Source organism: Sorangium sp. So ce131 (genome assembly GCF_051519095.1).
Taxonomy (GTDB): domain Bacteria; phylum Myxococcota_A; class Polyangia; order Polyangiales; family Polyangiaceae; genus Sorangium.
The window spans coordinates 5,396,461-5,419,600 of the sequence record NZ_CP150455.1; the positions used below are offsets into that span (position 1 = coordinate 5,396,461).

17 protein-coding genes are annotated in these 23,140 nt (G+C 71.9%); 11 read left to right on the plus strand and 6 right to left on the minus strand.

What is annotated here, in order from left to right:
* Positions 1 to 14 precede the first annotated feature (14 nt).
* A complete protein-coding gene (locus tag WMF43_RS19470; RefSeq protein WP_437682181.1) occupies positions 15 to 4,274 on the plus strand; it encodes a DEAD/DEAH box helicase family protein in 4,260 nt (1,419 codons plus the stop codon).
* 68 nt (positions 4,275 to 4,342) lie between these two features.
* On the opposite strand, the gene WMF43_RS19475 is transcribed toward WMF43_RS19470, so the two are convergent.
* The gene (locus WMF43_RS19475; RefSeq protein WP_437682183.1) at positions 4,343 to 4,762 is read right to left on the minus strand and encodes an outer membrane protein assembly factor BamB family protein; all 420 of its coding nucleotides are present in this window, start codon (positions 4,760 to 4,762) and stop codon (positions 4,343 to 4,345) included.
* A 250-nt stretch (positions 4,763 to 5,012) separates the two neighbouring features.
* On the opposite strand from WMF43_RS19475, the gene WMF43_RS19480 reads away from it, so the two are divergent.
* The 3 genes from WMF43_RS19480 to WMF43_RS19490 are packed head-to-tail and all read left to right on the plus strand — an operon-like array spanning position 5,013 to position 8,694.
* Positions 5,013 to 6,464 carry a LysM peptidoglycan-binding domain-containing protein gene (locus WMF43_RS19480; protein ID WP_437682185.1) on the plus strand — a complete coding sequence of 484 codons (1,452 nt, stop codon included), beginning with the start codon at positions 5,013 to 5,015 and terminating at the stop codon, positions 6,462 to 6,464.
* Positions 6,464 to 7,834: a hypothetical protein gene (locus WMF43_RS19485; protein WP_437682187.1), complete on the plus strand. Its 1,371-nt coding sequence runs from the start codon at positions 6,464 to 6,466 to the stop codon at positions 7,832 to 7,834. The genes WMF43_RS19480 and WMF43_RS19485 overlap by 1 nt, the downstream gene beginning before the upstream one ends.
* Positions 7,831 to 8,694 (plus strand): hypothetical protein, encoded by an 864-nt coding sequence (locus tag WMF43_RS19490; RefSeq protein ID WP_437682189.1) that lies wholly within the window; start codon positions 7,831 to 7,833, stop codon positions 8,692 to 8,694. The genes WMF43_RS19485 and WMF43_RS19490 overlap by 4 nt, the downstream gene beginning before the upstream one ends.
* Before the next feature lie 16 nt (positions 8,695 to 8,710).
* Here WMF43_RS19490 and WMF43_RS19495 read toward each other — a convergent pair whose 3' ends face one another.
* Positions 8,711 to 9,514: a CBS domain-containing protein gene (locus tag WMF43_RS19495; protein ID WP_437682191.1), complete on the minus strand. Its 804-nt coding sequence runs from the start codon at positions 9,512 to 9,514 to the stop codon at positions 8,711 to 8,713.
* 417 nt (positions 9,515 to 9,931) lie between these two features.
* On the opposite strand from WMF43_RS19495, the gene WMF43_RS19500 reads away from it, so the two are divergent.
* Both WMF43_RS19500 and WMF43_RS19505 read left to right on the plus strand, forming a co-directional pair.
* Positions 9,932 to 10,600 carry a universal stress protein gene (locus WMF43_RS19500; RefSeq protein ID WP_437682193.1) on the plus strand — a complete coding sequence of 223 codons (669 nt, stop codon included), beginning with the start codon at positions 9,932 to 9,934 and terminating at the stop codon, positions 10,598 to 10,600.
* Positions 10,601 to 10,672: 72 nt separating this feature from the next.
* A complete protein-coding gene (locus WMF43_RS19505) occupies positions 10,673 to 11,974 on the plus strand; it encodes a sialate O-acetylesterase (RefSeq protein ID WP_437682194.1) in 1,302 nt (433 codons plus the stop codon).
* Positions 11,975 to 12,215: 241 nt separating this feature from the next.
* Here the strand turns inward: WMF43_RS19505 and WMF43_RS19510 are convergent, their stop codons facing one another.
* Positions 12,216 to 13,436, minus strand: coding sequence for a hypothetical protein (locus tag WMF43_RS19510; protein ID WP_437682196.1), 1,221 nt, complete (start codon positions 13,434 to 13,436; stop codon positions 12,216 to 12,218).
* A gap of 778 nt (positions 13,437 to 14,214) precedes the next feature.
* On the opposite strand from WMF43_RS19510, the gene WMF43_RS19515 reads away from it, so the two are divergent.
* The 4 genes from WMF43_RS19515 to WMF43_RS19530 all read left to right on the plus strand — a co-directional run bounded on the left by WMF43_RS19515 (position 14,215) and on the right by WMF43_RS19530 (position 18,150).
* Complete coding sequence (locus WMF43_RS19515; protein ID WP_437682198.1) at positions 14,215 to 15,279, plus strand: latent transforming growth factor beta-binding protein; 1,065 nt, start codon at positions 14,215 to 14,217, stop codon at positions 15,277 to 15,279.
* 36 nt (positions 15,280 to 15,315) lie between these two features.
* Positions 15,316 to 16,089, plus strand: coding sequence for a hypothetical protein (locus tag WMF43_RS19520; protein ID WP_437682199.1), 774 nt, complete (start codon positions 15,316 to 15,318; stop codon positions 16,087 to 16,089).
* Positions 16,090 to 16,183: 94 nt separating this feature from the next.
* Complete coding sequence (locus tag WMF43_RS19525) at positions 16,184 to 17,335, plus strand: aromatic ring-hydroxylating oxygenase subunit alpha (RefSeq protein ID WP_437682201.1); 1,152 nt, start codon at positions 16,184 to 16,186, stop codon at positions 17,333 to 17,335.
* The gene (locus WMF43_RS19530) at positions 17,332 to 18,150 is read left to right on the plus strand and encodes a hypothetical protein (RefSeq protein ID WP_437682203.1); all 819 of its coding nucleotides are present in this window, start codon (positions 17,332 to 17,334) and stop codon (positions 18,148 to 18,150) included. Before WMF43_RS19525 ends, WMF43_RS19530 begins: the two co-directional genes overlap by 4 nt.
* Before the next feature lie 26 nt (positions 18,151 to 18,176).
* Here WMF43_RS19530 and WMF43_RS19535 read toward each other — a convergent pair whose 3' ends face one another.
* Positions 18,177 to 18,962: a Uma2 family endonuclease gene (locus WMF43_RS19535; RefSeq protein WP_437682205.1), complete on the minus strand. Its 786-nt coding sequence runs from the start codon at positions 18,960 to 18,962 to the stop codon at positions 18,177 to 18,179.
* A gap of 609 nt (positions 18,963 to 19,571) precedes the next feature.
* Here WMF43_RS19535 and WMF43_RS19540 point away from each other — a divergent pair.
* On the plus strand, positions 19,572 to 20,993 hold the full coding sequence (locus WMF43_RS19540) for a serine hydrolase domain-containing protein (protein WP_437682207.1): 1,422 nt from the start codon (positions 19,572 to 19,574) through the stop codon (positions 20,991 to 20,993).
* A gap of 7 nt (positions 20,994 to 21,000) precedes the next feature.
* Here WMF43_RS19540 and WMF43_RS19545 read toward each other — a convergent pair whose 3' ends face one another.
* Positions 21,001 to 22,245 carry a glutathionylspermidine synthase family protein gene (locus WMF43_RS19545; protein ID WP_437682209.1) on the minus strand — a complete coding sequence of 415 codons (1,245 nt, stop codon included), beginning with the start codon at positions 22,243 to 22,245 and terminating at the stop codon, positions 21,001 to 21,003.
* Complete coding sequence (locus tag WMF43_RS19550; RefSeq protein WP_437682210.1) at positions 22,242 to 23,093, minus strand: DUF350 domain-containing protein; 852 nt, start codon at positions 23,091 to 23,093, stop codon at positions 22,242 to 22,244. The genes WMF43_RS19545 and WMF43_RS19550 overlap by 4 nt, the downstream gene beginning before the upstream one ends.
* Between the last annotated feature and the right edge of the window lie 47 nt (positions 23,094 to 23,140).

Sequence of the window (23,140 nt, forward strand, 5' to 3'; positions counted from 1 at the left end):
ACCATCCGCGGCCGGTGACGTCCCCGTTCCTCGAGGCGCCCGAGTCGTCCTGGGTCGCGACCAACTCCCTCGCGTTCGCCCTGCGCGACCGCTTCCCGGTGAGCCCCGGCCACACGCTCGTCATCCCGCGCCGTGTCGTCTCGACCTGGTTCGACGCCAGCGCCGAAGAGCGGGCCGCCCTCTTCGAGCTCGTCGACGTCGTCAAGCGACAGCTCGACGAAGAATTCCGGCCGGACGGCTACAACCTCGGCATCAACGCCGGGGAGGCCGCCGGGCAGACCGTGATGCACCTGCACGTCCACGTGATCCCCCGCTTCCGCGGCGACGTGGACGACCCACGCGGCGGCGTGCGCCACGTGATCCCCGGTCGAGGGAACTACCTCGCCGCGAGGCCCGCTCCCCTCGCGACGGGCGGGACCGAAGATCCATTCCTGCGGCACATCGCCCCGATGTTCGCGCGCGCGACGGACGTCGCCGTCCTCTCGGCCTTCGTTCAGGAGAGCGGGCTGCGGGCGCTCGAGCGCCACGTGTTCGCGGCCCTGGCGCGCGGCGCGCGCGTCCGGCTCGTCACCGGCGATTACCTGCACATCACCCAGGCCAGGGCGCTCTTCACGCTGCTCGACTGGGCGGGCGGGAGCGCCGCGCTGAACACGGTCGACGGACATCGGGGCAGCTTCGAGGCGCGCGTGGTCGAGGTAGAGACGCTCCCCGGCGAGACCCGCTCGTTTCATCCGAAGTCGTGGCGCTTCGAGGGCCCGCGCTTCGGGGCCGCGTTCGTCGGGTCGAGCAACATCTCGCACGCCGCGCTTCGCACCGGCGTCGAGTGGAACCTCCGCGTGGACCGCCACCGTGATCCGGAGGCGTACCGGGCCGCCGCCGACGCGTTCGAGCGCTGGTGGTCGCGCGCCCTGCCGCTCACGGCCGAGTGGGTGGAGCGCTACGACCGCCGCGCCCGTCAGGCCTCCGCGGGGCTGCCGCCCGGCGAAGACGACGCCGAGCCGATCGCGCCGCTGCCGCCGCCGCATGCAGTCCAGCGCGAGGCGCTCGCGGCACTCCAGCGGAGCCGCGCGGAGGAGGGCCGCCGCCGCGCGCTCGTGGTGCTCGCCACGGGGCTCGGGAAGACGTACCTCGCCGCGCTCGACGTCGCCGCGTGGGCCGAGCGAGAGGGCCGCCTTCCGCGCGTGCTGCTGCTCGCCCACCGCGAGGAGCTCCTTTTCCAGGCGGCAAAGACGTTCCGCCGCCTGCTGGGCGACCGCGCGGCGCGCTTCAGCTGGTGCGCCGGGGACGCCGCCGAGCTCGACGGCGACGTGGTCTTCGCCTCCGTGCAGAAGCTGTCCCGCCCCGAGCACCTCGCGCGCCTCGCCCCCGGGCGCTTCGACTACGCGATCGTCGACGAGGTCCACCACGGCACCGCGCCGACCTACCGCGCCATCCTCGATCGCCTCGATCCGGGCTTCCTGCTCGGCCTGACCGCCACGCCTGAGCGCGCGGACGGCGCGGACGTCGCCGGGCTGTTCGACGATCACGTCGCCTACCGGGCGGACCTCGGCGAGGGCATCGAGCGGGGATTGCTCGTGCCGTTCGCGTATTTCGGCCTCAAGGAAGAGACCGATTATCAAAAGGTCACGTTCAAGAACCGCAGGTTCGATCCGGCAGAGCTGGAGAAGGCGATCGACAGCGATCGGCGCCTCGAGCAGATGTGGCGGGCGTGGCAGGAGCACCCAGGGGCGCGCACGCTCGTCTTTTGCTGCTCGATCCGGCATGCGCACCATGCTTGCGAGTTCTTCGCGAGACGAGGTGTGCGCATCGCGGCGGTCCACTCAGGGCCGGAGTCGGCGCCGCGCGAGGACGCGCTCGATGACCTCCTTGCAGGGAGGCTCGACGCGCTCTGCGCCGTCGACCTCTTCAACGAGGGCGTCGATGTCCCGGCCGTCGATCGCGTGGTGATGCTGCGTCCGACGGAGTCGCCGGTCGTTTTTCTCCAGCAGCTCGGCCGCGGGCTGCGCGTCGCGGACGGCAAGGCGCGCCTGACGGTGCTCGACTTCGTGGGCAATCACCGCGTGTTCCTCGACCGCGTGCGGACGCTCGTCTCGCTGGGGCCGGAGCCCTCCGATCTACGCGATTTCCTTGGAGGAGTCCGCACCGCGCGCCTGCCGTCGGGCTGCGCGGTGGAGCTCGATCTCGAGGCCAAGGATCTCCTGTTCAGCCTGCTCCCGGCGCGGGGGAAGAGCGAGGTGGAGCGCGTTTACCGCGACCTGCGCGACGCGCGCGGCGAGCGCCCCACCGCGGGCGAGCTCCACCGGATGGGTTACCGGCCTCGCACGCTGCGGTCGGCCCACGAGGGCTGGTTCGATTTCGTGGCCTCCGAGGGCGATCTGAGCCTGCCCGAGCGCCGGGTCCTCGGCGCCGCCGGCGCGTGGCTCCGGGAGCTGGAGACCACCCCGATGAGCAAGTGCTACAAGATGGTCACGCTCGAAGCGATGCTCGAGGCCGGCGCGCTCTTCGATGGCATCTCGATCGGGGAGCTCGCGCGGCGGAGCCACGCCCTCCTCGCCCGCTCCCCGGAGCTCTTCCGCGATCTCGACGACGTGGCCGTGCTCGGCGGGCACCGAACGTTCGATCCGCACCGGTTCGTGGGTTACTGGAAGATCAACCCCATCGCCGCGTGGACCGAGGGACCCGGACGGCGCTGGTTCGCGCTCGACGGCGACCGGTTCGTCTCGAAGCTCTCGTGTCCTCCGGGCGACGAAGAGGTGTTCGCCGCGATGACCCGGGAGCTCGTCGATTACCGGCTCGCCATGTACCGCGCGCGCCGCCGCGAGGAGGGCTCCGGCGCGTCGTTCACAGCCAAGGTGACCTGGAACCGGCGCGACCCCATCCTCAAGCTGCCCTCGCGGAGCGTGCGGAGCGATCTTCCCTCGGGGAACACGGATGTCCGGCTGCCAGGCGGTGAGGTGTGGCGCTTCCGCTTCATGAAGGAGTTCTGCAACGTCGCTCACCGCGTGGGCTCACAGCGCAACGAGCTCCCGGACCTCCTGCGCCGCTGGTTCGGCCCGGCGGCCGGTCGCCCCGGAACGGCGTTCCACGTTCGTTTCGTCCGCTCGCCCGACGGCCTCTGGATCGAACCGGAGAACCTCGACGGCGCCTCCATGGCGCCGCGAGTTGGGGTCGTCGCGTTCCCCGACCTGCGCGCCGCGGCCGGTGCCGCGGGCGCGCCGGCGGAGCTCTCGCCGGAGGCCGAGGTGGTGCGACTCCCGGCCGCGGCGCGCGGGGAGGGGATCTTCGCGGTGCGCGCGGCGGGCGACTCGATGGATGGCGGGAAGCGGCCCATCCGCGACGGCGACTGGCTGATCCTGCGGTTTGCCCGCGGCGCCCCGTACGATGCGCTCGACGGCAAGGTGGCTCTGGTGCAGATCCCCGATCGCGCGCTCGGGTTTGGCTACCAGATCAAGCGGATCGTGCGCGACGGGGCGCGGTGGCGGCTCCGGTCGGACAACCCTGAGGGGCCGGCGTTCGAGGCCACGGCCGAGACGGTGCCCATCGCGACATTGATCGACGTCGTCCGGCCCGAGGACATCGGGCCGAGCCCCGGCGAGCGCTTCGAGGACGACGAGGCCGCTGCGCGCGCGTTCGGCCTGGAGGGGCCGCCGCGGAGCGGCCGTGTCGGCGGGCACCTCTTCTTTTGCGTCGAGGTCCCTGGGGCCCTTGTGGCGCCGGACCGGATCCGGTGGCCGGTCCACGATCGCCGCCCGGGAGAGACCGCCTTCGTCCTCGCGCGGCCGCCTGGCGAATCGGCCTGGCGATACCTGGGCGTGGCCAGATATCTCGAGGGCGAGGGGCTCTGGGCCTGTCCGGGCAGCGACTATGCCGCGTACCGCGCCCTGGGAGCAGGCCGCAAGGTGTCCCGGTCGCTGCCTGACGGGGCTCGCGAGCGCGCGCTGGCGCTTGTGGAGGCGTTGCTCCGCCAGCCCGGCGCCGGGGCCTTTGTGGAGCGGGACGGCAAGCGTTGCCGCCTTATCGGTCGAGCGGAAGGGGGCGGGCTGCGCATCGACGGCGGCCCAGGCCGCTTCAAGGAACGGACCGTGTCGCTGGCTGACCTCGCCTGGGTCATGGTCGCCCGCGACGACGTCCGGAGGAACGGCGGGTTGCTTGACGAGCAACGGGTCAATCGGCTGCGTTACCTGGAGGGGACGCCGAAGGAGGCGACGCGGTGGATCGACACGGGGTGGGCGCTCTTGCTCGCGGCAGAAGGGGGTGCCGCGGGGGAGGAATGACGGCGTAACACGAGCCATCTCCCGTGCTGCGCGCTTTCGAGAGATCCAACGCGGCGAGTGCTGCGCCCTCAGTCCTTGTCGTCGGACTGGACGACGTTGTGAGGCACGCCCATGGCGACCGGGCCCATTCCCTTGCCCTTGAACCGGTTGTGCCACAGGCTCTGGCCGGCGAGCGAGAAACACTCGATCTCGCCCTGCTTCGCGACGAAGAGCCGGTGACCCTCCAAGAGGAGCGTGGCGCGCCCGAGCGCGACCGTCTTGGCTTGCCAGAGCAGCTCGCCCGTCGGGTAACGCAGGCAGGCGACGCTGGTGTAGGTCGCGGCGTAGATCACCTCGGGCGTGATCAGGAGCGCCGTCGAGGCGCCGCCCCCGGACTCCATCTTGTGTTCCCAGACCACCTGTCCGGTGACCGGATTCACGCCGAAGATCTGACCGACGAACGCCGCGACCACCACCGGCGCCGCCGCGGTCTCCCGATACTGGCTCATCTTTCTGCCTCCGGATCCCGACGGATTCCCAGCGCATATCAGCGCGACCGTACCGTCGCAAGAAACGCGCTTGCGCGGGGCGAGGGCCGCGGGGCACGCCGGGCCGCCTGCCCTCTGCCTTCGGCCTGACACGCGCGAACGTTCTAGCGTCTCCTCCCGCGGACGGCAGCGCCTCCCGGCCGCGGCAGCGCCTCTCGCGAGGGTTGACGCCGCGCGGGGGCCCCTGGACCCTCTCCGGTAGGCTCACCTCATGACGCATTCCTGGCTCTGGAGATGGCCGCTCTCGGACGTCGGCTACCGACGAGTGTACCTCGTACGCGCGAACCACGCGCCCGACGATCCAGCCAGGGTACATCTCGAGCCGGTCCCGCCCCTGTTCGCCTGGTCCGCCATCGATGCGTGGCGGAGCGAGGACGTCCAGGTCCTCCAGGACGTCTTCTGCGAGCTGACCCTCGGCAGCCGGTCGAGCCTGCACCTGCACGATGAGCGTGAGCTCCGCGAGAAGATCGGCGCCCGGCTGCGTCAGGCGCTGGAGCGCGGAGAGCTCGTCGCCTTGCGCGACACCCGCGCCCTGCCACCCGGCGCTTCCCGAGGTCCGGACGCGGAGACCCGGGCTCCACGCCACGAGCCGGCGGAGCCGCGGCCGCCTCGTGCCCCGGAGGCGACGACCGACCTGTCCTTCTACGAAATCGTGCTTCTGGACGAGCTCGAGGCCCCGATTCCCGGCGTGACCCTGCGGGTGAACACGCCGGCGGGGGAGGTCGTGCGGCGCACGGACTCGAGCGGACGCGTGCGCGTCGACGCGGCGCCTGCGGGCTGGGGGAGCGCCGCGATCAGCGGCGTCGACGAGCTCGCCAAGGCGCTCGCAGGCCGAGAGCGGCGCCCGCGCCGTGTTGCGCCGTTGCCGGAGGGCGACGCATGGCACGTGCGCCTCCCGAGCCGCTTCGGCGACGCCGTCAGCCTTCCGGACGCCGAGCCCCAGAAGCTCATGCTCGTGACGCGCGTCGATCTCGCGCACGTCGCCCAGCCGTCCCCGTGGCCCGCGCTGTCCCTGGTCGACGACCAGGACGGGCCATGGCAGCTCACGGTCGCCGAGGAGAAGGTGATGCTCGCGCTCCACGCCGTCGCGAGGGGGGCTCAGGCCGTCGTGCAGGCGGTGTTGCCGGAGCTCCCGCCGGCGCCGCGGCCGCCCGTAGCACCGCCGCCCGTACATGCCGGGCTGTGGATCGCGCCCGATGTCTACGTGGTCCAGAGCGGCGACACGCTGGAGCGGATCGCGTCGCGCTACCTCGGGGATGGAGCCCGCTGGGGGGAGATCTGGGCGCTCAACCGCGAACGTTACGCAGGGCGCTCGCCCGACGTGATCTTCCCCGGGGACACGTTCGTGATGCCGACCGAGGCGATCCCGGAGTGGGTCGCTTTGCCGACCAGCGCCGCGCCGCCGCCGGATGCGCCGGCGCCCGCCGCGCCGCCCCCGCCGGAGTGGTTCCGCGCGGCGGTGGACGCCCTCCACGAGGCGCTGTTCCAGGGACACCTGGATCCGGTATGGCGCTTCCTCGAGAGCATTCCGCTCGACCTGCCCGCGCTGCCCACGGACACTCCGCCGCCGTTCATCGAGGAGCTCGTCTATCGGTCGACGATGGTCGAGCTCGCGCTGGAGGGGCGGGTGGATCCCGTGTTCAAGGAGACGGAGCAGGTCTGATGCTGAAGCTGCGGGTCACGTGGCCGAACGCAGGGCATCCGCTGCTGCCGGAGTCGGGCGCCGACGTGCGCGTGGAGGTCGGGGGGGCGCCGCTGCCGCTCGCGGCGAGGTCCCAGGGCGTGCGCGAGTTCGACATCCCCGACGGGACGGGGCGGCTCGTCCTGAAGGCCACGTTCACGGCGTCGTTCGGCGCCGTCGGATCGGTGGGCCCGATGAGCCACCCCGTGCTCCAGGTGGAGCAGCCCTATGACGTCGTGGCCGGGGGAACGATGCTCGAAGCCGCGAACATCCCGGCTTACGTGAAGAGCCACCCGCTCGTCGACACGAAGGTGATGGCCAACGTGAACGGCGCCGCGCTGGCGCAGATCCGCACGGAGTTCGTGAACATCACGCCGTTCTGGATGGCGTACGCCGCCGAGGCGCCCGAGTACGCCGCCGATCACAAACCCGGCGAGACCGAGCTCGTCGCCCTCGGCCACACCGGCGGCAAGCCGCTCATCTGGTTCGCCACCGTCCCCGCGGCCTGCGCCGCGCCGCCCGCGCCCGGGATCGGCTGCCTCGTGTTCTTCCGGCCTCAGAGCTACACCTACTCCCGCGTCGACGATGCCCATCACGACATGTTCGGGCTCAACCGCCTTCTGCTGAAGCCGGTGGATGATCCGCGCGCCGAGATCTGGAAGCGCGACATGTTCCTCGCCGACCCCAGCAACAACAACTGGCCCTATGCATGGCTGCGCGCCGGCTTCGAAGACGCGCTCTCCCGGAGCGGGAAGCCCGTGGTCCTCCTTCACCCCTGGCCGAGCGGCTCCGATTTCGGCGCCGCGACCGGCGCCTCCCTGCCCGCCCTCGCCGGCGGCGCGATCAGGCTGCTCTGGGCGGAGCAGCGCCTCGCGAAGAACCGCGGTGGGATCCACCTCGGCCGCCTGGGGATCGCGGGCTACAGCGCCGGGGGGTTGTCGATGTGGGCCGCCCTCGCCAACAACAAGCAGCGCGTCTCGGAGGTGTACGCGTTCGATGCGCGGGGCACCCCCGCCAACGCGGGCGCCGCGATCCAGTGGTTCAACTCGCGGAGCGACACGGTGCTGCGGATGACCGGGGGCTACCAGCTCGCGGCCAACGACGGGATCCGCATCAGCATCGAGAAGCTCGCGGGCGGGCCCGCTCCGCGGGTCACCGCGACGCCGCCCAGCAAGAAGGCCTATGAAGCCGGCAGCAACCCGCTCTGGGATCATGTGGTCACCCAGCACCCGGAGCTTCGCGAGAGGGACGACTACTGGCATCAGTTCGCGGCGTTCGGCGGCTACGTGGCGATGCCCGGCCCCTTCGCGGTCACCTTTCTACAACAGTTCCTTCAGGACTCGCTGTTTTGAAGCGCGCCTTCGTTTCAGCCGCCTGCGCCGCGTTCGCGGCGGCGCTCGCGGGATATCAGCTGGGGTGCCATCGAGAGCGCCTGCCTCAAGGCAACGGCGCGACCGGCGCGCTGACCGCGTCGACCAGCGCGGCGACGCCGACAGCGGCGCCTGCTCCACCCGACGGCGGCGCGCCTGCGGCAGCCGAGGGCCTCGCCGATGTCGATGCCTCACGCCCGAACATCGCTGGATCTCCCGGCGCGGGGTCGCCGCCGCCGCCGGTCGCTGGCACGGCCTCGGCTTCGGCCGCCGGGGCGATCGCCGGTCCGGGGGCGGCGGTGGGCAGCGCGTTCGACCAGGAGGCCTGGCTGAAGGCGCGCGGCATCACGTGGCGCCCGGACGGGGCGTGCTGGTCGACCCTCGCCACGAACCCGCCGCAGCGCATCAACATGTGCACCTGCCGCAGCGCGCTCGCCCTCTCCGAGATTGAGCTGCTCGTGTGCTCGCGCGGGCGAGAGCAGGAGTCCGGAGCGGTGCCCTTCGTCACGCACACCGTCCTCTATACGCCGCGAGGCGGCGCGCTCCACGTGGTGCTCGACGTGCCGACCGGCGCAACGCTCGATGAATGCGCGCCGGGAAACCCGATCCCCTGCGCGGTGGCGCTCACGCTTCGGGTCGACGGCGACGCAATCCGCCTCGAGGAGGCGGCGGGGACGCCATCCGCGTGCGACGACCCGTGGATCGCTGGGAACAAACCCCTCCCGGTCGGCTCCCCCTGGGACGGCGCCTCTGCGCAGCAAGTGCGCGGCACGTACCGGCGTGTCTGTGGCTCGCGCGGCCGGTACACCTGGCAACGCGGCGCGCTCCGCCGCGCGCCGTGAGGCGCCGTCCGTGCGCTCAGGCGCGCCTGCGCCCCGGCGGGATCAGGTACCCGCAGCGCCGCGCGAACCACCGCAGCACGTCGAGCGACGACAGGATCCCGACGACCTTGCCGTCGTCCGAGACGATCGGCAGCCGGTGCACACCCTCGTACGCCATGAGCGCCGCCGCCTGCCGGATGCTCGCGCTCTCGTGCAGCTTCACCACGACCGGCGTCATCACGTCGGACGCGGTGATCTGCACGGGCTCGAGCACGCGCAGGCCCGGCTCGATCTCGAGCAGCGCGCCGTCGCCGAGCCGCGCCGTCACCCGCGCGGCCTCGGCGGTGTCGCCGCGCTCCTGCGCCGCCCGGAGCACGTCGGCCCGCGACACCATGCCCACCGGCTTGCCCGCCTCGTCGACCACCGGCATGCCGTTGATCCCGTGGCGGACGAGCAGGGCCACGATCTGGTCGAGATCGACGTCCGGCCGCACGCAGATCACGTTCCTCGTCATCACCTCCGCGAGCGGCGCCTCCGGATCCAGCGGCCGGTCCATGTCGCGCAGCAGCCCCCCGTCCTCCCGAGCCGCGCTCGCCGCGCTCCCGTCCGCGGCAGCCTGCCCGGGCTGGCAGACGACCGACGTGGCGCGCGCGCCCGCCTCGGCGTGCAGCGCATGGAAGCGCTGGCACGCCTGGCACTCGGTCAACGCAGCCGAACGCTCCTGCACGGGGCAGTACACGGTCGCCACCATCGACACCCCGCCGCCAGGGCCGACGATATGCGCGCTGCGGATCGGCTGGCGCGGCGTGGGATGCTCCCCATCGGTCATTTCAGAGCTCATGGACAACTGTCTCCGATCGCCCTTGGCTCTCTTGTCCGAGGCGCGTTGCCAGGGACAGAGCACCGGGCGTGCCACGCGCGAGATCCCGCGGTATGGCGTCTCCAGCGACTGCCGAGCTCGCAGCGCGCGGCGCTCCCGCCCCCGCCCACCACGCGCCGTTTGCGCGGCCGCGAAAGAGGTGCAGGTCGCCCGCGAGCGCCGCGCAGAGAGCCGGCCGGCCCGCGCGGGGGACGCTGGCGCGCCGCGTGGCACGCCGCGTGGCACGCCGCGTGCGAATGAGCGTGGGAAGCGCAGGGAGCGCAAGGGGACCCCCGGAGAGACGGTCTCGCACGCCGCGCGCGAAGGAGCGTGGGCGCGCAGGGAGCGCGAGGGGGACCCCTGGAGAGACGGTCTCGCAGCGAGGCCGAGGAGACTGCCATGTCGAGCACAACGAGCCGTTTCATCATCGTCGCCGGGATCGACTTCTCGGAGCTGAGCAACCGCGCGCTCGACCATGCGCTCGAGAGCGCCTGCCTGCGCGAGAACGCGGAGGTGCACGTCATCTACGTCGAGCCGGAGAGCTGGACCGGCGCCGGCCCGTCGAGCACGGCCGCCCCCGGCACCAAGACGGAGACGGCGCTCCAGCAGCTGCAGGAGCGCGCCGGCGAGCGCGTGCGCTTCATGGGTGGCAAGCTCGACAGCAGGCGGCTGAAGCGCGTCGTCGTCCACTTCCGTCGCGGCGCCCCGGCCGAGAACATTGCCCAGCTCGCCGCCGACCTCGACGCCGACCTCGTCGTCGTCGGCTCGCACGGACGCCGCGGGCTCGAGCGGCTCCTGCTCGGCTCGGTCGCCGAGCGCGTCTCCCGGCTGGCGCGTTGCCCCGTGTGGATCATCCGGCCGAAGGATCACGCGACCGCGGGACGGATCCCCGAGATCGAGCCGCCCTGCGTGGAGTGCACGCGGCGCCGGAACGAGACGGGCGGCGGAGAGCTCTGGTGTGTGCGCCACTCGGAGCGCCACCTCCGCCCGCACCGATACTCCTACGCCACGAACGGCGTCTATGCGTCGTCGAGCGCTGCGTATCAGGCGACGCCGGACATGACATGACATGACGCCGGCGTGCCGATCGTCGAACCGCCGCATTGACGATGCGCGCGGCGCGCGCGATAGAACGTCACGATGAAGTGGTGTCGCATCGCCCTGGCAGCCGGGGTGCTCTCGCTGTCGACCCCCGCGCCGGCGCAGCCGGTGAAGGTCTTCGTCCTCGCGGGTCAGTCGAACATGGTCGGTTACGGCGTCGGCGCGGAGCTCCCGGCCGAGCTGGAGAGCCAGCCCGACGTCTGGTACGACCATTACAACCCCGACGCGCGCGAGGGCGGCATCTACGCCGCGGCGACGAGCGACGATTGGGGGCCGCTCGAGCCGAAGGGTGAGGCGCACCGCTACGGGCCCGAGATCACCTTCGGCCGCGCGATGGCGGAGGCATACCCGCAGCACCGGATCGCGATCGTGAAGATGGCGCAGGGGGGCACGAACATCGTCGGGCACTGGGGGCGCGGGCTCGCGCCGGATCCCGAGGCGCTCTACAAATCGCAGCTCTACCACGCGCTGCTCGGCGCGCTGGACTCGGCGACGTACGCCGGCGACAACGCCCTCCTGTACCCCGGCGAGGCGACGCGGCTCGACCGCGCGCTCGCGCGGCTCCAGGCGGAGGGGCACGAGCACGAGATCGCCGGGCTCATCTGGATGCAGGGCGAGAACGAGGCCGCGTGGGCGGGCGGGCTCGACTACGGCGATACCCTGCGGGGCTTCATCACGGCGCTCCGCCAGGATCTCGGCCTGCCCGAGCTCCGCGTGGTCCTCGGCCGCGTCAGCGACAACCTCTATCCCGCGAACGGCGGGCCCGTCGCCGCCGGCCGGGAGATGTACATCGACGCCGTGCGCGCCGCGCAGGTGGAGATCGCCGAGGCGGACCCGCACATCGCGTGGGTCGACACGGACGACCTCACCCCGCGGCGGGCCGACGACACGTGGCATTTCGATTCCGCCTCGTACCAGCGCCTCGGCCGGCGCTTCGCCGACGCGTACCTCGCGCTCGCGGGCGAGGGGGGCTCGTCGAGCGCGTCGTCGGGCAACACCGGGGGCGGAGGCGCCGGCGGCGCGGACGCGGGGGGAGGCTCGGGAGGCGGCGCCGACGAGACGAGCAGCGCCGGGGGCGGGGGGGCGTCAGGTGACGGCGCCGGGAGCGGGAGCGCGGGAGCGGCAGGTGAGGGCGCCGGCGCCGGGAGCGGCGGCGCGGGCGGCGGGATCGGAGGCGTCGCGAGCGCAAGCACCGGCGCTGGCGCGGGCACCGTGGATCCGGGCAGCGTCGCGGCCGTCGCAGGCAACTGCGGCTGCAGGACCGCCGGCGGGCCATCCCGCGGGCCGACGGCCGCGCTGGCTGTGCTCGCGTTGCTGGTGCTGCGGCGCCGCCGGCGCTGAGCGCAGGGGGTGTGGTCAGCGCCGGGTCATCGTGAAGCGGCGCCGCCGGCGCTGAGCGCAGGGGGTGCGGTCAGCGCCAGGTCATCGTGAAGCGGCGCGCGACAGCGCGGCGCGTGAGGGGCCGGGCGCGGGGCAACCTGAGCCGCCCGGGGGGAGCGAAGGGCGCTGAGGCCGCCATTGCGGCTCCCCGGCCCTTCGTCGCCCCCACCCGCCGCGATCTCTATTCCGCTATCACGGCTCCTCAGGGGGAGTCCGGGAAGCAGACGCTCTCGCCGGTCTCTTCACCTTCCGCATCCAGCAGGCCGAAGCAGGCGTAGCCCTCGCGGCAGGGGGCCGTGTCGCTGCAGGACTCGAGGCACACGGCGATCTCGGGGTCTTCGAACACACCCACGATGCAGATGCCGCCGCCATAGCAGAGGCCGGTGTCGGAGCAGACGGCGGAGCAGTAGCCGTCAGGGAAGCCGTTGGTCTCGGTGAGGCACAGCCCGCCCTCACACGCGTCTGCTTCCGAGCAGGCGACGCCGTCGGCGCGCGCCGGGTCGAGGCAGTTCCCCTCGCCCGGGTTGCAGGTGCCGGTCGTCGGGCACTGCGCGTCGGTCTCGCACGCCGGCAGGCAGACCATCGTGCTGCCGTCTCCGAGGAGATCGGTGCACGCGTAGCCGTCGCGACAGGTGTCCGATTCGCTGCACGTATCGAGGCAGATGCCGTCGCCGTCCTCGGTGGTGGCGATGCATTCGCCGCCGCCGGCACAGGGGCCGGGCGCCGTGCACGCGCCTGAACAGTAGCCCGAAGGGAAGCCGCCGTCCTCGAACAGGCAAAGATCGCCTTCGCAGTCGCCGTCCGCCTCGCAAGCAGTACCGTCGACCCCCGGCTCACCGCCGCCAGCGCCGCCAGCGCCGCCAGCGCCGCCAGCGCCGCCCTCGCCGCCGCCGGTCGTGCTGCTGGTGGTGGTGTCACCGCCGCCGGTCGTGCTGCTGGTGGTGGTGGTGCCGCCGCCGGTCGTGCTGGTGGTGGTGGTGGTGGTGGTGGTGCCGCCGCCGCTGCCGCCGCCGCCGTCACCGCCGCCGCTGGTCGTGCTGCTGGTGGTGGTGGTGCCGCCGCCGGTCGTGCTGCTGGTGGTGGTGGTGGTGCCGCCGCCGCTGCCGCCGCCGCCATCACCGCCGCCGGTCGTGCTGCTGGTGGTGGTGCCGCCGCCGCTGCCGCCGCCGCCATCACCGCCGCCGGTGCCGCCGCCGCTGCCGCCGCCGCCATCACCGCCGCCCGTGGCGCCCGTGCCTCCGGTGCCGCCGGTGCCGCCGGTGCCGCCGTCACCGCCGCCGCCGGTGCCGGTCCCCGTGGTGCCGCTCGTCGTCGTGGTGCCGCCGCCCGCGCCGCCCTCGCCACCAGCGCCCCCGTTGCCAGGGGTCGTCGAGTCGTCGCCGCACGCCGCGGTCGTCAAGCCGAGCACAAGGAGACACACCAAAGATCGCATCTTCATCCGCCGCTCTCCAGCCAAGAAGGTCTGCTGACGCGTCGCCTGAACTCGGAGGTACGGCGCCGCGGCGCAACACGCGCCCGCCGCATCATCGGCCGAAACGAGAACAGATGCCAACGTATCTTTTGGATCCTCGGCTCTCCTGCGCGGGCCCGTCCGGAGATCTGCCGAGAATCCTGCGGATTTGCCCCCGACCGCCCTCGCCCCGGACCGGAACAGCGCAGCCTTTCGACGGGCGCCCGCGCGCGCCCCGATGCGCCCGGGCGCCCGGTTTTCGAGCCCACAAAGCGGCAGCAAGGCCCTTGTCTCTGCCCCGCGTGACGCGCGCGCTCGTCCTGGTTTCGTCCCTTCTTCACACGCACCTCGGGATCATCGACGACAACGTGCACGACCTCGTCTCGGCCGGTGCGCTCGAGCCCGCCGCGCGCCCCAGCGGGCTCTTCCTCGGATGCGGCTCCCTCGCGCAGCGCCGCGGCCTCAGCCGATCGCGAGACGGCGGCCGCGCGACCTCCGCTGAACGCCTGGTCGAGCGCTCTCGACAATTGACCGGCCGACTCCGGAAGTGGTAGGGGTAGCTGATTTCCTGGGGTTGAAATTTCCAGTCACATTTTAAACGAGAGATAGTCGAGCGCAGCGTGCGACTGAAGAGGGCTATTGGGGGCGTCCAGCGTCCAGTCATGGGGGATGTCGCCCTCACCGGTTTCGCAGCGGTGCCCGCGCGTCGGCAGGAGGATCTCTCGGTTCCGCTAGAGGATGAGGAGAGCACATGCGTGTCCGACACGTGATGATCACATTCGCTGTCGCCGGTCTGTTCGCCGCTTGCGCGAGCTCGGAGGGCTCGAGCGGCGGCGATCCCACCTACGCGACGGTCTGCCTGGCCCGCTGCGCCTGCGAGGAGTGCTCCGCGGACGATGAGGAGCGCTGCCAGGAAGAGCAGGACGCCGTCGAGGACACGGCCGAGCAGGAGAAATGCGAGGAGGAGCTCCTCGCGTACACCGAGTGCGTCCGCCTGGAGGGCCGGTGCGTGAACGGCCACCACGTGGCCGAGGTGTGCAATGTGCAGGCGGCGGCCCTGGCGGGCTGCCTCCGCCCGGACGAGGGCTGTCCCACCGCGGGCGACGGCATCTGCGACGAGGCGCAGGGCACCGGCCTGTGCCCGGCCGGGACCGATCCGGCCGACTGCCTCTCTTACTGCCCGTACACGGGCAACGGCAAGTGCGACGAGCCCGAGGGCAGCGGGCTCTGTCCGCCGGGCACCGACATCGAGGACTGCAAGCTCCCGCCGTGCGACTACACCGAAGACGGCGTGTGCGACGAGCCCGAGGGGACCGACCGGTGCGTGGACGGGACCGACGTCGTCGACTGCGCCGCCGCGCTCTGCGAGACGCAGAACAACGACGAGTGCGACGAGCCCGAGGGCACGGACACGTGCCCCGAGGGCACCGACGTCGCCGACTGCGCCGCCAGGACCTGCGCCCGGACGAACAACGGCGTGTGCGACGAGCCCGAGGGGACGGACCTGTGCGACGAGGGCACCGACGTCGCCGACTGCAACGGCGCCGCCATCTGCGACGTCCCCGACGTGTCGTGCGAGGAGTGCAACGATTGCGCGAACGCCGTGGGCTGCTCCGACGAGCTCGACGCCTGCGCCAACGACGACTTCTGCGGCTCGTTCGTGCAATGCATCGCCAGCTGCCGCGAAGACGACGACGCCTGCTTCCTGGATTGCGCCGATGCCTACCCGTCCGGCGCGGACCTCTACGCCGACTACGCGGACTGCGTGATGTGCGATGAATGCTACGTCGCGTGCGGCGGCGCGCTTTCGTGCTGATCCGCGGCTTATCCCAGCGCTGCGGAGGAGATGAACATGCTTGATCGACGAACCGTTCGTGCGCTCTCGGCTCGCGCCGCCCTCCTTGCGTCCCTGGCCGGCGCCGCGTCCTGCGGCGGCCTCTCGGCGGGCGACTACACGATCTACCGGATCGCCCTGGAGGAGCAGCGAGACGAGCCTGGCTGCTTCCCCAAGGACGAGTCGCCCCTGGCCGAGGCGTACGACTCCACGACGTTCCGGACCGGCCAGACCTTGATCCTCTACCTCGCGACCGACGACGACGCGATGCTCGACACCGGGGGGCTCGTGCTGAGGGGCAACACGGACGACGACCCGTACCGGTTCTCGGGCCAGGCGGAGGACGTCGAGTTCCCCTTCACCGACGACGTCGTCGACTCGGATCGCGACGGCATCGCGGATCGCCTCGATCCTTTCATCGACGCCGACAGGGACGGCAAGGACGACTCGGAGAAGGCGAAGGACTCCTCCGTCGACACCGACGGGGACAACGTGGATGACCGCGAGGACGACGATTTCGTCGACGCGGACAGCGACGGCGACGACGACAGGTACGGGCAGATCGTGAGCGACATGAGGACGATCGCCACGCTCAAGGTGAACATCGAGATGACGGTCGACGGATCGACGGTCAGCGGCGTCGTGCAGCAGACGTCCGAGCAGCGATGCGAGGGCAAGCTGTGCCCGCCCCGCCTCGACGCGCCGTGCGTCAGCGAGCAGCGGTTCCGCGGCGTCGAGATCGACGACGCGGATCTGGTCCTCGACAGCGGCTCACGGGCGCCGACGCCCTGACCGGCGCGGCCTTCAGCGGCGTGCGGCGTGCGGCGTGCGGCGTGCGGCGTGCGGTGTCAGCCGAGCCCGCGCCGCTTCTGGTAACATCGCTCCGTTGACGGAGCTCCCGCTCTCCCCAGCTGATCTCTCCGCGGTCCTCGCCCCGCTCCCGAGCGCCCGCCCGCTGCCCGCGCGCGCTTACTGGGACGAGGGCGTCTTCGCCTTCGATCAGGCCGAGATCTTCGGGCGATCGTGGCTGTGCGTCGGCCGCGAGGACGAGATCGCCCGCCCTGGAGAGTGGCTGCTCGCGCCGCTCACGCCGGCCGGGATCCTCGTCGTCCGCGGCGCGGACCTCGCGATCCGCGCGTTCCACAACGTCTGCCGCCACCGGGCGGCGACGCTGCTGGAGGGGGCCTGCGGCCGGCTCGCCCACCTCGAGTGCCCCTACCACGGCTGGACGTACGAGCTCTCCGGCGCGCTGCGCTCCGCGCCGCACGCGCCGCCGGGCTTCGACCGGGGCGCGCACGGGCTCTCGCACGTGCGCGCGGGCGTCCACCTCGGCTTCGTCTTCGTCGCGCTGGATCCGGGCGTCCCCGAGCTCGAGCGCGCGGTCGGCGAGGCGCCGCCCTGGCTGGCGCGCCCGGAGCTGCGCTCGCTCCGGCGCGGCAGGCGGGTGGAGTACGAGGTGGGCGCGAACTGGAAGCTCTGCGTGGAGAACTTCCAGGAGTCCCACCACTTTCCGCGCGTACACCCGGCGCTCGAGCGGCTCACCCCGTGCGACGACGCGACCTCGTGGGGCGGGGGCGGCGGGGGCGGCCCGTGGCTCGGCGGGGTCATGGAGCTCGCGCCCGGCGCCGAGACGGTGGCGACCGGCGCGGCGCGCGGGGCGCGGCCGCTCATCGTGCCCGAGGCGGAGCGGCGGCGCGTGCGCGACGCGATGCTCTTCCCCGGCCTGCTCACGAGCCTCCAGCCCGACTACCTGCTCACGTACCGGCTCACGCCGCGCGCGCCCGACCGGACGCTCGTCGTGGCCGACACGTACTTCCACCCGGCGGCGTTCGCGCCCGGCTTCGATCCAGGCGACGTGTTCGCCTTCTGGGACGGCGTGAACCGCGAAGATCGCGCGATCTGCGAGCGCCAGCAGCGCGGCGTGCGGTCCGCGGGGTACACGCCGTCGACCTACGCCATGGTGGAGGACGGGGTGCACGCCTTCGATCGCCTCGTCGCCCGCCGGTACCTCGCCGCCCTCGGCGCGGGGACGGCGTGAGCAAGCTCTGCGGCCTGTGGGGCCGCCCCTACATCGACCTGTCGCCGTGGATCGACACGTCCTGCTTCGCGGACCTCGATCGCGAGATCGTGCTGGGGCTCTGCCGGGTCGAGCCCTCGTACACCGGCGGCAGCCTGAAGTGGATGGGCGTGGTCGCCCCGTGGGTGCACGAGGACCCTTACGTCGACTACGGCCAGGTCATCGGCGGCTTCTCGCGCGAGGAGTTCCGCGACTTCGTCGCGCTGAGCGAGGATCCGTCCGCCTTCGACCTCGACCGGCACCGGGAGTACACGTTCGGGGACGAGACCGAACACCCGCTGACGCGCGCGCAGATGCTCTATCTGAAGTACCGCTACCGCGTCTATTTCCCCTGGAAGGTCTGCTATCACCTGCTCGAGAACGACCGCTGGGAGGACAAACACTCCGGCGCCGGCAAGGACTTCTCGGAGGAGGCGCGGGCGGTGTTCCCGCGCACGGTCGAGTTCATCCGCGGCCTGCCGTTCGTGGAGATCGGGCGCTGCGTGATCTTCGGCCTGGAGGCGAACGATCACGCGCCCGCGCACCGCGACACCGAGCCGGGGCGCGCGCTCGGGCCGGCGCAGTCGATCTCGTTCGCGCCGCGGGGCGACAAGCGCTTTTACCTGTGCGACCGGGACGGGGAGGAGCGCACCGTGGTGCGCGCGCCCATCTACTGGTTCAACGATATGGATTACCACGGCGTCGAGCCGGATCCGTTCTTTCGCTACTCGATCCGCGTGGACGGCGTGTTCGACCCGGCGTTCCTGCGCCGGCTCCAGCGGCTCCACCGGCGGTAGGCGCCGCCGGCCAGCCAGCGGCGCCGCTAGGCGTCGTCCGGATCGATGCCCATCTCCCGCAGCCGGGCCGCGAGGCGCTCGGCGCGGGTCTCGGCGGTCGCCGCGCGGGTCTCGGCGGTCGCCGCGCGGGTCTCGGCGGTCGCCGCGCGGGTCTCGGCGGTCGCCGCGCGCTCGGCTCCGGTCGGCACGACTCGCCCGTCCCGGGTGCACCAGCGCAGCCAGGCGCCGGAGGTCCCCTCGAACGAGCCCTCCCATTCGACGAGGCCGAGCCCCACGCTCTCGAACCACGGTCGCTCGACAGGCACGTAGAGGTCACCCCGCATCTCGAACGTGCGCAGCGTCGGATCGCCGAACTCGCGCAGAGGGTCGTACACCACGTAGTAGGGGATGTGCTGGCGCCGGTAGCGTCGGAGCTTCTCGTCGAGCTCGCCCCCCTCGCGGTTCGAGACGATCTCGATGACCACCTCGGGCGTCTTGCCGAACCGCCACACGAAATAGGAGCGGTTCTTTTTCTCGGAGAAGTCCTCCGGGAGGGTCACGTCGAGGCTGAGCATCACGTCCGGCACGATGGGCGGCTCGGTCGGGCTCACGAAGAGGCCGACGTTCGCGAGCGCCGCGAACGGGCGCGAGCCTTGGCCTTCCTCCGGCGGAGGTCCCGACCAGGAGCTGTACAAGGGCTCGGTGAGAAGGCGCTGCTGCTTCTCGGAAAGGATGCTGTCCACGGGGGTGTCGTCCTCCGTTACGAGCCCTGAGACGTCGGGGTCGTCGACGTCATAGGCCGTCTGGGCCGGGGCGTGCGTCGCAGGTGCCATGAGGAAACCATTTTCTGTCGAGCGGCTGCCGTCAAGCGGGTCGCGCGCGGTTCGTCAGGCCGCGCGCCCACGGCGAGCTCGCCCGCACCGCTCCCGCACCGTTCCGCACCATTTTCGGCACGATTACGGAGCGAGGGCGAGCGCAGTCCACTGCTGCCAGGGGCGGACCTCGCGGCGCCGAGGCTCGGGCAGCCGCGGCGCTCGCCCGCCCCGTCGGCGAGGGCGCCCGTGCTCAGCCCCGATCGCCAGGTCGGAGAGCGCGTCCTCCACGCGCACTGCGCCCACGTGCGGGGACTGAGATGTTGCGCCGCGTCAAACTAAGGAGAAGCCTTATTGGCCAGGCGCATGTCAGGTGATCTGCGCAACAGCTCGCAGCATGGCAGTTAGCGCGCCCCCAATCGGACACGTGTGCAGAGCGGCGGTTCCTCCACACAGCCTCGCTCTCTTCATCTCGTGACACACAGCGGCTGCCGCTGGCCTCCGCGGCGGCGAAGCGCGCGAAACGTCCGCCGACAGCGAACCAGGGCTGGATGACGCGCTGGAATACGCGTTAACTTGAGAGGCTCGTGTCTCGACGCTGAAGGCAGCCCTTTCGAGGAGGAAGCATCCATGAAAACGAGGTCTTTCATCGTGTCTTTCGTGGCGGCCCTTTCATGTCTCGGCGCGGGGGGCGAGGCGCGCGCGCTCGTGTCTCAGCCGTCGAGCGGCGCGTGGCCCCGCAGCCTGCAGCCCGCCGCGCCGGAGTCGGTGGGCATGAGCAGCGCCGCGCTCCACGACGCGGTCGCGGCGCTGGAGGAGGCCGTCGTCGAGGGCGACATCCAGGGCGCGGTCCTGCTCGTCGCCCGGCGCGGCCGGATCGTGCTCCACGAGGCGCTCGGGGAGCGGGACGGCTTCAACGAGCAATGGCCGGACATGCCCTCGCCGCCCATGCCCCGCGACGGGATCTTCGATCTCGAGTCCATGACGAAGCCGTTCACCGTCTTCCTGGCGCTCCGAATGCAGGAGTCCGGACACTTCCCGGGCTTCCGCATCGACGACCGGGTGGCGTCCTATTTCCCGGAGTTCGCGGACCCGTCGAACCCGGCCAAGAGCCTCGTGACCGTGAGGGATCTGATGCGTTACGCGTCGGGAGAGGACGTCGACGCCGGCGGCGTCCTCGGCGCGAGCGACCGATGGCACACGATGCTCACCGCCCCGCTGCTCTACACGCCGAGCCAGAAGGTGCTCTACAGCGACCTCGGGTACCGCATCCTCGGCCACGTGCTGGAGAAGGTCGGCGGCGGCTCGCTCCAGAGCCTGATGCAGGCCTACATCTTCGATCCGCTCGAGATGTCGAGCACCAGCTACCGGCCGAAGCTCACCATGCCGCGGAAGCACGACCGCTTCGTCGGCACGGCGTGGTCGAGCGTGCGCGGCCGCTACCTGCGGGGCGAGGTCCAGGACGAGACCGACTACGACATCGAGGAGAACACGGGCACGTGCGCGCACGACCAGCTCACCGGGTGCGACGGCCTGTTCTCGACCGCGCGCGACCTGGCGACGTTCGCGCAGGTGCTGCTCAACCGGGGCGTCCACGTCCGGGGCCTGGACGTGCTCTGCAGCCCGCTCGTCGCCGTCTGCCCGGGCGAGCGGCTGCTGTCGCGGTCGTCGGTGGCCAGCATGACGACGCTCCAGACAGGCAACCTCGGGCTCCCGATGCCGGCCGCGACGTTCGCCCAGAACCTCTTCTACTCGGGCAAGGGGTACGGGTGGGAGCTGTACGACCGGGGCGCGTGGCCCGGCGGCGATCACACCTCGACCGCCGCCTACAGCAAGACCGGCGGCGCCGGGACGCTCATGGTGATCGACCCCGATCCGGCGCGAGATCTCATGATCATCCTGCTCACGAACCACGGGCTGCCGAAGCACGAGCACCTCGGGATCGACGCGGATCAGATGCTCTACTGGGACGAGTTCGACGCGATGATCGAGGCCATCCGGGCGGAGGAGGTCAGCGACGCGGTGAGCCTGTCGCTGATGGACGTGCCATAACGCGGTCCTAGCGGATCAGCGCCGGCGCGCTCAGCGCGGTCGCGTCCGTCATGCCGGCCTGGACGCGCGTGTAGATGCCGCACGCCTCCCCGGCGACGAGGTAGACGCCGTAATTGACGGACTCGCGCCGCTCGTCCTCCAGCGCGGCGAAGTACCGCTGCGCGATCCAGCGCCCCTCCCGGGCCTTGGCCAGCGAGGCGCGCCAGATGTCGTCCGTGGCGTGGCGCCCGAGGATCACCTCCTCGCCCTCGGCGCCATAATCGCTCTTCAGGACCCACTCCTCGCGCTGGGCGAGCAGCATCTCGGCGTGCAGCGTCTCCAGCCGCGACGTCACCGGGACGTAGCGCTCGATCGCCGCCTGCGCGCGCGGCGAGAAGCGGTGGAGGTGCTCCCACATGAACGCCATCGAGCGCTTGTTCTGCGGCAGCACCGAGCCGAGCGGGTTCACGATCGCCGCGCGGCCGTCGGCGAACGCCGAGAGCACCGCGCCGAGCGGGCCGACGAGCGGCTCCGCGTCGGGGATCTCCTCGTCGGTCCACACGCTCGAGCGCTCCCCCCACCAGTCCGTCTTGTAGTGGCGGAGCAGGATCGAGAAGGGGATGTCGAAGAGCGACAGGCCGCGATCGTCGTGGCCGAGGTTGTACGGCGAGCCGAGGACGACCGTGTAGCCGCGCTCCTCGAGCCAGCGCTGGTAGAGGCGGATCACCGAGAGATCCTCGGTGAACTCGGTGGGATAGACGAAGCCGAGGCGCCGCGTCGCGGCCTCGCCGAGGATCGCGCGGGCGACCTCCTCCACCATGGCGCAGAACCGGGCGCCGAGCTCGCCGTTGGGGTCCCGCGCCCCCGGGTGCGCCGGCGCGGCGAGCGCGCTGAGGACGACCGCCTCCGCCTCGCCCGTCGGCGTGTCGCAGTTCAGCTCGGCGATCGCGGGGCCCTCGGCCGTGAGGAAGACGTCGGCCCGGGCGATGCCGTGCCACACCGGCTGCGACGAGAGCCACATCGCCTTCTGGCACGGCGTCATGCAGAAGAAGCCGTCGAGCAAGGCCGGCTCGTCCGCGACCAGGAGGCAAAGCTCGTTGTAGACCGCCGCGACCTCCTCGGCGGCACGGTAGAGCGCGCGCTGCTCGGCCTCGGTGACGAACACCGGCTCCTCGCGGAAGCGCGGCGCGCCGTCGATCCAGGGGTCGGTGATGAGGCCCGTCTCGACGATCCTCGCGGCGAACGTGTCGTAGGCGCGGGCGGCGTCGCTCATAACAGGCGCGCGATGGCGATCGCGGTCGCGAGGTAGGTCGCCGCCTCGAGGGCGCCCATGCCCTCGTTCCGGTCGGCGGCGATGCCGGCATCGAGGCGGCCGCCGCGCAGCGAGAGCGGCGCGCCGAGCAGCAAGCTCTGCACGAGCAGCTGCCGGACCGGGTAGAGCGCGAAGAGGTAGAGCAGCACGCCGCCGTAGCCCTTCAGCGAGATGAAGAGGCCCTCGAAATCGCCCTCGAGCGCCCGCGCAATGACGATCGCCACCGCGATCGACGCGCCGGAGTAGCTGAGCGCCGCGGCGAGGTTCTCGCCCTGGATCTGCTCGGCGTCGTCGTACGTGGTGAGCGCCCGGAAGAGCAGGATGAACACGTGCAGCGTGACCTGCGCGAGCAGGAAGAAGCCGAGCGACAGGGCGAGATCGCCGAGATCCCGGCCCGCGATGGCGCGCGAGGTGATGAGGCCCGTCGCGACGTAGTGCGCCCCGGCCGCGACGCCCGCGGCGGCGTTGCCCCGCTCGATCTCGGCAGGGAGCCGGGACCGGAGCAGGAGCCGAATCCCGAGGTGGCCGGTCACCATCACGAGGAGCAGGCCCACGGCGGCGAAGGCGCCCACCCAGAGGACGTCGCGCGCGAAGCCGGAGCCGTCGAGGCAGTTCTTGACGGCGTTCGCGGCGACGAGGAACACCGCGAGGACCTGGCCCACCGTGAGCAGCCGGCGTGCGGCGTTGCTCTCCGTGAGGTCGCGGGCGACCGTGTGCGCCGGCGAGAAGATCCGCTGCCCGATGCGCAGCAGGGCGAGCAGAGCGAGCGTGGTGCCCAGCCCGAACCCCATCACGTAGGACAGCTCCATGGCCGCACGCTACAGAACGCGCCGCGGCCTCACAAGCCCCCTGCGCG

What these genes read in the sequence shown, in the direction of transcription:
- WMF43_RS19515 (WP_437682198.1), top strand. Translation starts at nt 14,215, where the DNA reads ATGCGTGTCCGACACGTGATGATCACATTCGCTGTCGCCGGTCTGTTC.
- WMF43_RS19545 (WP_437682209.1), bottom strand. Translation starts at nt 22,245, where the DNA reads ATGAGCGACGCCGCCCGCGCCTACGACACGTTCGCCGCGAGGATCGTC.
- WMF43_RS19485 (WP_437682187.1), top strand. Translation starts at nt 6,464, where the DNA reads ATGCTGAAGCTGCGGGTCACGTGGCCGAACGCAGGGCATCCGCTGCTG.
- WMF43_RS19505 (WP_437682194.1), top strand. Translation starts at nt 10,673, where the DNA reads ATGAAGTGGTGTCGCATCGCCCTGGCAGCCGGGGTGCTCTCGCTGTCG.
- WMF43_RS19480 (WP_437682185.1), top strand. Translation starts at nt 5,013, where the DNA reads ATGACGCATTCCTGGCTCTGGAGATGGCCGCTCTCGGACGTCGGCTAC.
- WMF43_RS19535 (WP_437682205.1), bottom strand. Translation starts at nt 18,962, where the DNA reads ATGGCACCTGCGACGCACGCCCCGGCCCAGACGGCCTATGACGTCGAC.
- WMF43_RS19500 (WP_437682193.1), top strand. Translation starts at nt 9,932, where the DNA reads ATGTCGAGCACAACGAGCCGTTTCATCATCGTCGCCGGGATCGACTTC.
- WMF43_RS19550 (WP_437682210.1), bottom strand. Translation starts at nt 23,093, where the DNA reads ATGGAGCTGTCCTACGTGATGGGGTTCGGGCTGGGCACCACGCTCGCT.
- WMF43_RS19520 (WP_437682199.1), top strand. Translation starts at nt 15,316, where the DNA reads ATGCTTGATCGACGAACCGTTCGTGCGCTCTCGGCTCGCGCCGCCCTC.
- WMF43_RS19540 (WP_437682207.1), top strand. Translation starts at nt 19,572, where the DNA reads ATGAAAACGAGGTCTTTCATCGTGTCTTTCGTGGCGGCCCTTTCATGT.
- WMF43_RS19475 (WP_437682183.1), bottom strand. Translation starts at nt 4,762, where the DNA reads ATGAGCCAGTATCGGGAGACCGCGGCGGCGCCGGTGGTGGTCGCGGCG.
- WMF43_RS19495 (WP_437682191.1), bottom strand. Translation starts at nt 9,514, where the DNA reads ATGAGCTCTGAAATGACCGATGGGGAGCATCCCACGCCGCGCCAGCCG.